The organism is Cereibacter johrii, assembly GCF_001720585.1.
Lineage (GTDB): Bacteria > Pseudomonadota > Alphaproteobacteria > Rhodobacterales > Rhodobacteraceae > Cereibacter_A > Cereibacter_A johrii.
Map to the genome: position 1 here is coordinate 22,652 of NZ_MABH01000141.1, position 11,480 is coordinate 34,131.

Below are 11,480 nucleotides of genomic sequence, written 5' to 3' on the forward strand. Positions count from 1 at the left end.
AGGCAGGATGCGCGGTCTTCACCTGTCGATCTCAGATTGATCGTTCAACTTTACTTTGACAACTGAAATTATTCGCGCCAATCCTGTTGGCGTGGCGGCGATTCCGCCGCACCAGGGAGGTTCATAATGCATAAGGCCCTTTTGGCCGCCGTGGTCGCCACGGCCGGCTTTTCCTCTGCCGCGCTCGCCCAGGATCTGACGGTCGGCGTCAGCTGGTCGAACTTTCAGGAAGAACGCTGGAAGACCGACGAGGCCGCGATCAAGGAGGCCCTCGAAGCGGCGGGCGCCACCTATGTCTCGGCCGACGCGCAATCTTCCTCGGCCAAGCAACTGTCCGACGTCGAGGCGCTGATCTCGCAGGGGGTCGATGCGCTCATCATCCTGGCCCAGGATGCCGACGCCATCGGCCCGGCCGTGCAGGCGGCCGCCGACGAGGGCATCCCGGTCGTGGCCTATGACCGGCTGATCGAGGACAACCGCGCCTTCTACCTGACCTTCGACAACGTCGAGGTGGGCCGGATGCAGGCCCGCGCCGTGTTCGAGCAGGCGCCGAAGGGCAATTATGTCATGATCAAGGGCAATGCCGCCGACCCGAACGCCGATTTCCTGCGCGGCGGCCAGCAGGAGGTGCTGCAGAAGGCCATCGACGCGGGCGACATCACCATCGTGGGCGAGGCCTATACCGACAGCTGGCTGCCCGCCAACGCCCAGCGGAACATGGAGCAGATCCTGACCGCCAACGACAACAAGGTCGATGCGGTCGTGGCCTCGAACGACGGCACCGCGGGCGGCGCCATCGCCGCGCTGACGGCGCAGGGGATGCAGGGCATCCCGGTCTCGGGTCAGGACGGCGACCATGCCGCGCTGAACCGCATCGCCAAGGGCACGCAGACCGTCTCGGTCTGGAAGGACTCGCGCGAGCTGGGCAAGGCCGCCGCCGAGATCGCCGTGTCGATGGCCAAGGGCACCGAGATGGAAGGGGTCGAGGGCGCCCAGAAATGGACCTCGCCCAAGGGCACCGAGATGAACGCCGTGTTCCTCGAGCCCATCGCCATCACCAAGGACAACCTCTCGGTCGTGGTGGATGCGGGATGGATCGGGAAGGACGCTCTCTGCCAGGGCGTCTCGAACGGCCCGGCTCCCTGCAACTGATCCGTCACCGGATCGCATGATCGGGCGCCCCGCCGGCCGGGGCGCCCCTGACCGCCGGCCGTGACCGGCCCAGCAGGACGAGCCCCCCATGAGCGACACCGCCAATGCGCCGGGCGCCGCCCGCAAGCGCAGTTTCATCGAGACACTCGAGATCGACACCCGCCTTCTGGGCATGATCGGTGCCTTCGTCGTGCTCTGTCTCGTGTTCCATTTCCAGACCGACGGGCGGTTCCTGACCCCCCGCAACATCTTCACCCTCGCGATCCAGACCGTCTCGGTCGCGATCATGGCGACGGGGATGGTCTTCGTGATCGTCACGCGCCACATCGACCTGTCGGTGGGCTCGCTGCTCGCGCTCTGCTCGGCCGTCATGGGCATGATGCAGGTGGTGGTGCTGCCGCAGATGATGGGCATCGATTTCGGAAGCCCGCTCATCGCCCCGGTGGCGATCGCCGCCGGCCTCGTCGTGGGCGTGGCCATCGGCGCCTTCAACGGCTGGCTGATCGGCTATCTCGGCATCCCCTCCTTCATCGTGACGCTGGGGGGGCTCCTCATCTGGCGCAACGTGGCCTGGTATCTGACCTCGGGCCAGACCATCGGCCCGCTCGACCAGACCTTCCAGCTCTTCGGCGGGATCAACGGCACCATCGGCCCCTTCTGGTCCTGGATCCTCGGCGGCGTCGGCACGGCCGCGGCGCTCTGGGGGCTCTGGAGCGCGCGGCGCGCCAAGCAGTCGCACGGCTTCGCCGTCAAGCCGGTCTGGGCCGAGCTCGTCATGGGCGGCGTGCTTTCGGCCGCGATCCTGGGCTTCGTCGCCATCGTCAATGCCTACGAGGTGCCGGCCGCGCGCCTGCGCCGCCTGTTCGAGGCCCGCGGCGAGACCCTGCCCGAGGGCTATACGACGGGCTACGGCCTGCCGATCTCGGTCCTTCTGCTGGTGGCGGTCGCCATCGCCATGACCGTCATCGCCAAGCGCACCCGCTTCGGGCGCTACATCTTCGCCACCGGCGGCAACCCGGATGCGGCCGAGCTGTCGGGCATCAACACGCGGCTCTTGACGGTCAAGATCTTCGCGCTGCTGGGCGGGCTCTGCGCGCTCTCGGCGGTGGTGGCCTCGGCGCGCCTGACGAACCACGCCAACGACATCGGCACGCTCGACGAGCTGCGCGTCATCGCCGCGGCCGTGATCGGAGGCACCGCGCTCTCGGGCGGGATGGGCACGATCTACGGCGCGATCCTCGGTGCGATCATCATGCAGTCGCTCCAGTCCGGGATGGCGATGGTGGGGGTGGATGCGCCGTTCCAGAACATCGTCGTGGGCTCGGTCCTCGTCCTCGCCGTGCTGATCGACATCATCTACCGCAAGCGGACCGGAGGCTTCAAATGACGCTCAACCCGAACCGCGCCGCCGGCGCCACGCCGCTGGTGGAGATGCGCGACGTCTCGATCAGCTTCGGCGGCATCCGCGCGGTGGATCACGTCTCGCTCGACCTCCATGCGGGCGAGGTGGTGGGGCTCCTCGGCCACAACGGCGCGGGCAAGTCCACCCTCATCAAATGCCTCTCGGGCGCCTACCGGATGGACTCGGGCGAGATCCGCATCAACGGCGAGAAGGCCGAGATCCACAACCCGCGCGACGCCCGCCGCTACAATATCGAGACGATCTACCAGACGCTCGCGCTGGCGGACAATCTCGACGCGGCCTCGAACCTGTTCCTCGGGCGCGAGCTGGTCACGCCGCTGGGGTTCGTCGACGATGCGCGGATGGAGGCCGAGACGCGCCGCATCATGGGGCGGCTCAACCCCAACTTCCGCAAGTTCAAGGTGCCGGTGGCGGCGCTGTCCGGCGGGCAGCGCCAGTCGGTCGCCATCGCCCGGGCGGTCTATTTCAACGCCAGGATCCTCATCATGGACGAGCCCACCGCCGCGCTGGGCCCGCAGGAGACGCGGATGGTGGGCGAGCTGATCCAGGAGCTGAAGCGGCAGGGCCTCGGCATCTTCCTCATCAGCCACGACATCCATGACGTGATGGATCTCTGCGACCGGATTTCGGTGATGAAGAACGGGGTCCTCGTGGGCTCCGAGCAGGTGGGCGATGTCACCGAGGACGAGATCCTCGGCATGATCATCCTCGGCAAGAAGCCCGAACGGGCAGGAGCTGTCTGATGTATATCGGTCTCGATCTCGGCACCTCGGGGCTCAAGGGCATCCTGATCGACGAGGAGCAGCGCGTCCTCGCCGAGGCGGTGGCGCCGCTCTCCGTGAGCCGCCCGCACGAGGGCTGGTCCGAACAGTCGCCCGCCGATTGGATCGCCGCCGCCGAGGCGGTGATGGATCAGCTGGCAGCCCAGGGGCTGTCGGAGGTGAAGGGCATCGGGCTTTCGGGCCAGATGCATGGCGCGACCCTGCTCGATGCCTCGGACGAGGTGCTCCGCCCCTGCATCCTGTGGAACGACACCCGCAGCCATGCCGAGGCGGTGGCGCTCGACGCCGACCCGCGCTTCCGGGCCATCACGGGCAACATCGTCTTTCCGGGCTTCACCGCGCCGAAGCTCGTCTGGGTCGAGCGGCACGAGCCCGCGATCCGCGAGCGGGTGGCCAAGGTGCTTCTGCCCAAGGATTATCTGCGGCTCTGGCTGACCGGCGAGCATGTGGCCGAGATGTCGGACGCGGCCGGGACGAGCTGGCTCGACGTGGGCGCGCGCGACTGGTCGGACGCGCTCCTCGCCGCGACCGGCCTCACGCGCGAGGCGATGCCGCGGCTGGTGGAGGGCTCGGCCGTCTCGGGTGCGCTGCGCCCCGCGCTGGCGGCCCGCTGGGGCCTGCCCCAGGGCGTGGTCGTCGCGGGCGGGGGCGGCGACAATGCCGCCTCGGCCGTGGGGGGGGGGGTCGTGCGCGCGGGCGAGGCCTTCGTCAGCCTCGGCACCTCGGGCGTGCTCTTTGCCGCCAATGACGGCTACCAGCCCGCGCCCGAGACCGCCGTCCATACCTTCTGCCACGCGCTGCCGGGCGCCTGGCACCAGATGGGGGTGATCCTCGCCGCGACCGATGCGCTCAACTGGTATGCCCGCCTCGTGGGACAGGAAGCCTCCGCCCTGACGAAGGAGCTGGGCGAGCTGCAGGCCCCCGGCCGGACCCTGTTCCTGCCCTATCTCGGCGGCGAGCGGACGCCGCTCAACGATGCCGCGATCCGGGGCGCCTTCACGGGGCTCGAACATGCGACCGACCGGGCGGCGGGCACCCGCGCCGTACTCGAGGGCGTGACCTTCGCCATCCGCGACTGCCGCGACGCGCTGGCCGCCACCGGCACCCGGCTCGAGAGCCTGATCGCCGTGGGCGGCGGCTCGCGCTCGGACTACTGGCTCTCGGCCATCGCCACGGCGCTCGACGTGCCGGTTCTCCTGCCCGCCGCGGGCGATTTCGGCGGAGCCTTCGGGGCCGCGCGGCTTGCGCTCATGGCGGCCACCGGCGCCGGAGCCGAGATCGCGACCCTGCCGCCCATCGCCAGCACCCTCTCGCCCGACCGCGGCCTGACCGCCGCCTTCGACGACGCCCACGCGCGCCATCGTGCCGCCCAGACAGCCATCAGGAGCCTTTCATGACCGACTTCTTCGCGGGTATCCCGCAGATCCGCTACGAGGGCGAAGGCTCTTCCAACGAATTCGCCTTCCGCCACTACAATCCCGACGAGGTGATCCTCGGCAAGCGGATGGAAGAGCATCTGCGCTTCGCGGTCGCCTGGTGGCACAGCTTCGCCTGGCCGGGCGGCGATCCGTTCGGCGGCCAGACCTTCGACCGGCCCTGGTTCGGCGACACGCTGGAACTGGCAAAGCTCAAGGCCGACGTGGCCTTCGAGATGTTCGACATCCTCGGCGCGCCCTTCTTCTGCTTCCACGATGCCGACATCCGCCCCGAGGGCGCGACCTTCGCCGAGAGCAAGCGCAACCTCGAGGAGATCGTCGATTACATCGGCACCAAGATGGAAGGGTCCAAGACGAAGCTCCTCTGGGGCACGGCGAACCTCTTCTCGCACCGCCGCTTCATGGCGGGCGCGGCCACCAACCCGGACCCCGACGTCTTCGCCTGGTCGGCGGCCACCGTGAAGGGCTGCATGGACGCCACGATGAAGCTCGGCGGCGCGAACTATGTGCTCTGGGGCGGGCGCGAGGGCTATGAGACGCTGCTCAACACCGACCTCACCCGCGAGGCCGAGAATGCGGGCCGCTTCCTGCAGATGGTGGTGGACTACAAGCACAAGATCGGCTTCCAGGGCACGATCCTGATCGAGCCGAAGCCGCAGGAGCCCTCGAAGCACCAGTACGACTATGACGTGGCGACGGTCTACGGCTTCCTCAAGCGCTTCGGCCTCGAGAAGGAAGTGAAGCTCAACATCGAGCAGGGCCATGCGATCCTCGCCGGCCACAGTTTCGAGCACGAGCTGGCGCTGGCGGCGAGCCTCGGCATCCTCGGCTCGATCGACATGAACCGGAACGACTATCAGTCGGGCTGGGACACCGACCAGTTCCCGCACAACCACCCCGAGATGGCGCTGGCCTATTACGAGATCCTGCGGGCGGGCGGCTTCACCACGGGCGGCACGAACTTCGACGCGAAGATCCGCCGCCAGAGCCTCGACCCCGAGGATCTCGTGCTGGCCCATGTGGGCGGCATGGACACCTGCGCCCGTGCGCTGAAGGCCGCGGCGCGGCTCCATGAGGACGGAAGCCTCGAGAAGGCCCGTGCCGCGCGTTATGCGGGCTGGGAGACGCCCGAGGCGAAGGCGATGCTCGCCTCCTCGCTGGAGGAGATCGAGGCCCGCGTGCTGGCCGAGGCGATCAACCCCGAACCGCGCTCGGGCCGGCAGGAGCGGCTGGAAAACCTCTGGAACCGCTTCGTCTGAGACAGGACCGGAAGCGGAAGGCCGCCCCCCGGGGCGGCCTTTTCATGTCAGCTGCGCCGCACGCTTGCGGTGACGTAGTTCACCGACAGGTCGCGAGCGGACAGGCTCCAGCTCCAGCTGACCGGATTGAACACCATGCCCTTGCGGTCGACCGGATCGAGGCCCGCCTTGCGGATCAGATCGTAAAGCTCGTCGGGCGTGATGAATTTCGACCAGTCGTGCGTGCCCTTGGGCAGCCAGCGCATGATCCATTCGGCGCCCACGATGGCCATGGCGAAGCTCTTGGGGTTGCGGTTCAGCGTCGAGCAGATCATCAGGCCGCCCGGCTTCAGAAGCTCGCGGCAGGCCGTCAGATAGGCCAGCGGATCGGCCACATGCTCGACCACCTCCATGTTGAGCACCACGTCGAACCGCTCGCCCGCGGCGGCGAGGGCCTCGGCCGTCGTGTTGCGATAGTCGATGGTCAGGCCCGACTGCTCGGCGTGGAGCTTCGCCACCGGGATGTTGCGCGGCGCGGCGTCGGCGCCGATCACCTCGGCCCCCAGACGCGCCATCGGCTCGGAGAGAAGCCCGCCGCCGCAGCCGATGTCGAGGAGCCGCAGCCCCTCGAAGGGCAGGGGGGCGGAGAGGTCGCGGTCGAACTCGGCGGCGATCTGCTGGGTGATGTAATCCAGCCGGCAGGGGTTCATCTGGTGCAGCGGCTTGAACTTCCCGTGGGGGTTCCACCATTCGGCTGCCATGGCCTCGAACTTGGCAACCTCGGCCGGATCGATGGTGCTGGACGTTTCCATTGCAAACTCCTTGCGGTTTCCCCGATGGCGGATCAGGCTGGCGGCGTTATATAGGACGAACATGGATCAAAGATCAGGCCAAAAGCGCGCAGTCGAGTTCCTCTATCCGTCGATCGATCCTTACGATCAGCGGGTCATCGACATGGGCGACGGCCACCGGATCTATGTCGAGCAATGCGGAACCCCGGACGGCGAGCCTGTGCTCGTGCTGCATGGCGGCCCCGGGGGCGGCTGCAGCCCCTCGATGCGGCGCTATTTCGACCCGGACCGCTACCGCGTGATCCTGTTCGACCAGCGCGGCTGCGGCCGGTCGCGGCCCCATGCCTCGGTCGAGGCGAACACGACCTGGCACCTCGTCTCGGACATCGAGGCGATCCGCCGGAAGCTCGGCATCGACCGCTGGACCTGCTTCGGCGGCAGTTGGGGGGCGACGCTCGCGCTGATCTATGCGATCTCGCACCCCGAACGGGTGTCGAACCTGATCCTGCGCGGCGTCTTCCTGATGACGAAAGCCGAGCTCGACTGGTTCTACGGCGGCGGGGCGGCGGCCTTCTTCCCCGACATCTGGGCCCGGTTCGTGGCTCCCGTTCCGCCGGAGGAGCGGGGGGATCTCGTTGCGGCCTACCGGCGGCGGCTCTTCTCGGGCAACCTGATGGAGGAGACGCGCTTCGGCCGCACCTGGGCCAACTGGGAGAATGCGCTGGCCTCGGTCTCGCAGGACGGGCCTCTGGGCGAGAGCCCGTCGGAATATGCCCGCGCCTTCGCCCGGCTGGAAAATCACTATTTCTCCCACGGGGGCTTCCTCGAGCAGGACGGCTGGATCCTCGCCAACCGCCACCGGATCGAGCATATCCCGGCGGTGATCGTGCAGGGGCGCTACGACATGATCTGCCCGCCGGTATCCGCCTGGAAGCTGGCCCAAGGGTGGGAGAAGGCGGATCTCAGGATCGTGCCGTTTGCGGGCCACGCGCTCTCCGAACCGGGCATCAGTGCGGAACTCGTCCGGGTGATGGACACGCTTCCCGGATGAAGCCGCAGCCCGCGAGGGCACCGCGGACCTGCGGTCTTTGACATGATTTTCACGTCCGCGTGACGCTTGCAGCCCCAAATGGCCCCCCCTATATACGCCCGGTAGCCGGAAGGGGCGCCACCCCGGATGGCAGGAATTTCGGGATCGGGGATCGGACGCCGACAGTCGGGCCTGACCCCCACAACATCGCCGCAAGAGAGGTGCACAACATGGCCAAAGTCATCGGGATCGACCTCGGGACGACCAACTCCTGCGTCGCCATCATGGACGGCGCGCAACCCCGCGTGATCGAGAACTCCGAAGGGGCGCGGACGACGCCCTCCATCGTCGGTTTCACCGACAGCGAACGCCTCGTGGGCCAGCCGGCCAAGCGCCAGGCGGTCACGAACCCCTCGAACACCGTCTTCGCCGTCAAGCGCCTGATCGGCCGCCGCGTGGGCGATGCCGAGGTGGAAAAGGACAAGAAGCTCGTTCCCTATTCCATCGTGAACGGCGGCAACGGCGACGCCTGGGTCGAGGTGCGTGGCGAGAAATATTCGCCCAGCCAGATCTCCGCCTTCATCCTGCAGAAGATGAAGGAAACCGCCGAGGCCTATCTCGGCGAAACGGTGACGCAAGCCGTCATCACGGTGCCTGCCTACTTCAACGACGCCCAGCGTCAGGCGACCAAGGACGCCGGCAAGATCGCGGGCCTCGAGGTGCTGCGCATCATCAACGAGCCGACGGCCGCGGCGCTCGCCTACGGTCTCGACAAGAAGGACACCAAGACGATCGCGGTCTATGACCTCGGCGGCGGTACCTTCGACATCACCATCCTCGAGATCGACGACGGCCTGTTCGAAGTGAAATCGACCAACGGGGACACGTTCCTCGGCGGCGAGGACTTCGACATGCGGATCGTCAACTACCTCGCGGACGAGTTCAAGAAAGAGCACGGGGTCGACCTCACGCTCGACAAGATGGCGCTGCAGCGGCTGAAGGAAGCCGCCGAGAAGGCCAAGATCGAGCTCTCGTCGAGCCAGCAGACCGAGATCAACCAGCCCTTCATCAGCATGGACCGGAACAGCGGGCAGCCGCTGCACATGGTGATGAAGCTGACCCGCGCGAAGCTGGAAAGCCTCGTGGCCGATCTCATCAAGAAGTCGCTGAAGCCCTGCGAGGCCGCGCTGAAGGATGCGGGCGTCTCGAAGTCGGACATCGACGAGGTCGTTCTCGTCGGCGGCATGACCCGGATGCCGCGGGTGGTCGAAGAGGTCACCAAGTTCTTCGGCAAGGAGCCGCACAAGGGCGTGAACCCCGATGAGGTCGTGGCGCTCGGCGCGGCGATCCAGGCGGGCGTGCTGCAGGGCGACGTGAAGGACGTCGTGCTGCTCGACGTGACCCCGCTCTCGCTCGGCATCGAGACGCTGGGCGGCGTGTTCACCCGCCTGATCGACCGCAACACCACGATCCCGACCAAGAAGAGCCAGGTCTTCTCGACCGCCGAGGACAACCAGAACGCGGTGACGATCCGGGTCTTCCAGGGCGAACGCGAGATGGCGGCCGACAACAAGCTGCTCGGCCAGTTCAACCTCGAGGATATCCCGCCGGCCCCGCGCGGGATGCCGCAGATCGAGGTGACCTTCGACATCGACGCCAACGGCATCGTGTCGGTCAGCGCCAAGGACAAGGGCACCGGCAAGTCGCAGAACATCACCATCCAGGCCTCGGGCGGTCTCTCCGACGAGGATATCGAGAAGATGGTGCGCGACGCCGAGGCCAATGCCGAGGCCGACAAGAAGCGCCGCGAGCTGGTCGAGACCAAGAACCAGGGCGAAAGCCTGCTGCACTCGACCCGCAAGTCGATCGAGGAGCACGGCGACAAGGTGGACCCGTCCACCGTCGAGGCGATCGAACTGGCCATGGGCGCGCTCGAAGAGGCCCTCAAGTCCGAGGACGCCGGCAAGATCAAGGGCGGCATCCAGAACCTGACCGAGGCCGCGATGCGTCTCGGCGAGGCGATCTACAAGGCCAGCCAGGCCGAGGGAAGCGCCACGCCCGACGAGGACGGTCCACGGTCGGTGGATGACGACATCGTCGACGCCGACTTCGAGGATCTCGGCGAGAACAAGCGGAAGTAAGGCCGCAACGGAACGTGAGGGGGGCGGTCTCGAAAGGGCCGCCCCACTCGCGTGGCCCAAGGGGATGTGCCAATGGCAAAGCGCGATTATTACGAGGTTCTGGGCGTATCCCGCACGGCCTCGGCTGACGAGCTGAAGAAGGCCTACCGAACGAAGGCGAAGGAACTCCACCCCGACCGGAATGCGGACAACCCTCAGGCCGAGGCCCAGTTCAAGGAAGTGAACGAGGCCTACGACGTGCTCCGCGACGCGGACAAGAAGGCGGCCTACGACCGTTACGGCCATGCGGCCTTCGAGGGCGGCATGGGCGGCGGCGGCGCACGCGCCGGCGGCTACGGCCAGCAGGGGGACTTCGCCTCCGCCTTCTCCGACGTGTTCGAGGATCTGTTCGGCGACTTCATGGGGGGGCGCGGCGGCGCCCCGCGGAGCCGCGCGCAACGCGGGTCGGATCTGCGCTACAACCTGCGCGTGACGCTCGACGAGGCCTACCGCGGCGTCCAGAAGACGATCAACGTGCCCGCTTCGGTGGCCTGTGACGCCTGCAAGGGCACCGGCGCCGAAGGCGGGGCCGAGGCCGTCACCTGCCCGACCTGCTCGGGCATGGGCAAGGTGCGGGCGCAGCAGGGCTTCTTCACCGTCGAGCGGACCTGCCCGACCTGCAACGGCATGGGCCAGATCGTGAAGAACCCGTGCAAGGTCTGCCACGGCGCGGGACGGGTCGAGAAGGAACGGTCGCTTTCGGTCAATATCCCCGCGGGGGTCGAGACCGGAACGCGGATCCGGCTGGCCGGGGAGGGCGAGGCCGGGATGCGGGGCGGCCCCTCCGGCGACCTCTATATCTTCATCGAGGTGCGCGAACATGCGCTGTTCCAGCGCGACGGGGTGCATCTCTTCTGCCGCGTGCCGGTCTCGATCGCGGCGGCGGCCCTCGGCGGCGAGGTCGAGGTGCCCACCATCGACGGCGGGTCGAGCCGCGTGAAGATCCCGGCCGGCAGCCAGACCGGCAAGCAGATGCGGCTGCGCGGCAAGGGGATGCCGGCGCTCCGCGGCGGCGGGGCGGGCGACATGCTGATCGAGCTGGCGGTCGAGACCCCCGTCAACCTGACCGCCCGCCAGAAGGAGCTTCTGCGCGAGTTCGAGAAGCTGTCCGAGGACAACAATCCCGAGGGCAAGAGCTTCTTCTCGAAGGTGAAGGGCTTCTGGGACGGCATGACCGGCTGACCCCAAGCGCCGCGCCCGTGACGGGCGCGGCCTTTTCATCCCGTCCCTCCGAGGGCTCTTGCCATGGCCCGCCCTCGGGAGGACCCGGCTCCCGGCTCCCGGCTCCCGGCTCCCGGCTCCCGGCTCCCGGCTCCCGGCTCCCGGCTCCCGGCTCCCGGCTCCCGGCTCCCGGCTCCCGGCTCCCGGCTCCCGGCTCCCGGCTCCCGGCTCCCGGCTCCCGGCTCCCGGCTCCCGGCTCCCGGCTCCCGGCTCCCGGCTCCCGGCTC

General features: G+C 68.0%; 9 protein-coding genes. 8 read left to right on the forward strand and 1 reads right to left on the reverse strand.

Annotation, left to right across the window (positions count from 1 at the left end; all coding sequences use genetic code 11):
• Positions 1 to 126 precede the first annotated feature (126 nt).
• The 5 genes from xylF to xylA all read left to right on the forward strand — a co-directional run bounded on the left by xylF (position 127) and on the right by xylA (position 6,052).
• Positions 127 to 1,152, forward strand: a complete 1,026-nt coding sequence (gene xylF / locus A9O63_RS12270; RefSeq protein ID WP_069332196.1) for a D-xylose ABC transporter substrate-binding protein — start codon at positions 127 to 129, stop codon at positions 1,150 to 1,152.
• A gap of 88 nt (positions 1,153 to 1,240) precedes the next feature.
• On the forward strand, positions 1,241 to 2,539 hold the full coding sequence (locus A9O63_RS12275; protein WP_069332197.1) for a sugar ABC transporter permease: 1,299 nt from the start codon (positions 1,241 to 1,243) through the stop codon (positions 2,537 to 2,539).
• Positions 2,536 to 3,318 (forward strand): ATP-binding cassette domain-containing protein, encoded by a 783-nt coding sequence (locus A9O63_RS12280; RefSeq protein WP_069332198.1) that lies wholly within the window; start codon positions 2,536 to 2,538, stop codon positions 3,316 to 3,318. Before A9O63_RS12275 ends, A9O63_RS12280 begins: the two co-directional genes overlap by 4 nt.
• Complete coding sequence (xylB, locus tag A9O63_RS12285; RefSeq protein WP_069332199.1) at positions 3,318 to 4,754, forward strand: xylulokinase; 1,437 nt, start codon at positions 3,318 to 3,320, stop codon at positions 4,752 to 4,754. Before A9O63_RS12280 ends, xylB begins: the two co-directional genes overlap by 1 nt.
• Positions 4,751 to 6,052: a xylose isomerase gene (gene xylA / locus A9O63_RS12290; RefSeq protein WP_069332200.1), complete on the forward strand. Its 1,302-nt coding sequence runs from the start codon at positions 4,751 to 4,753 to the stop codon at positions 6,050 to 6,052. Before xylB ends, xylA begins: the two co-directional genes overlap by 4 nt.
• Before the next feature lie 47 nt (positions 6,053 to 6,099).
• Here the strand turns inward: xylA and ubiG are convergent, their stop codons facing one another.
• The gene (gene ubiG, locus A9O63_RS12295; RefSeq protein ID WP_069332201.1) at positions 6,100 to 6,843 is read right to left on the reverse strand and encodes a bifunctional 2-polyprenyl-6-hydroxyphenol methylase/3-demethylubiquinol 3-O-methyltransferase UbiG; all 744 of its coding nucleotides are present in this window, start codon (positions 6,841 to 6,843) and stop codon (positions 6,100 to 6,102) included.
• Positions 6,844 to 6,904: 61 nt separating this feature from the next.
• Between ubiG and pip the strand changes: the two genes are divergently transcribed.
• From pip to dnaJ, 3 genes are all read left to right on the forward strand, one after another.
• Entirely contained in the window at positions 6,905 to 7,873 is a 969-nt protein-coding gene (gene pip, locus A9O63_RS12300; protein WP_069332202.1) for a prolyl aminopeptidase, read from the forward strand.
• 209 nt (positions 7,874 to 8,082) lie between these two features.
• A complete protein-coding gene (dnaK, locus tag A9O63_RS12305) occupies positions 8,083 to 9,993 on the forward strand; it encodes a molecular chaperone DnaK (protein ID WP_069332203.1) in 1,911 nt (636 codons plus the stop codon).
• Between the two features lie 72 nt (positions 9,994 to 10,065).
• A complete protein-coding gene (dnaJ, locus tag A9O63_RS12310) occupies positions 10,066 to 11,214 on the forward strand; it encodes a molecular chaperone DnaJ (RefSeq protein WP_002721632.1) in 1,149 nt (382 codons plus the stop codon).
• Positions 11,215 to 11,480: the final 266 nt, after the last annotated feature.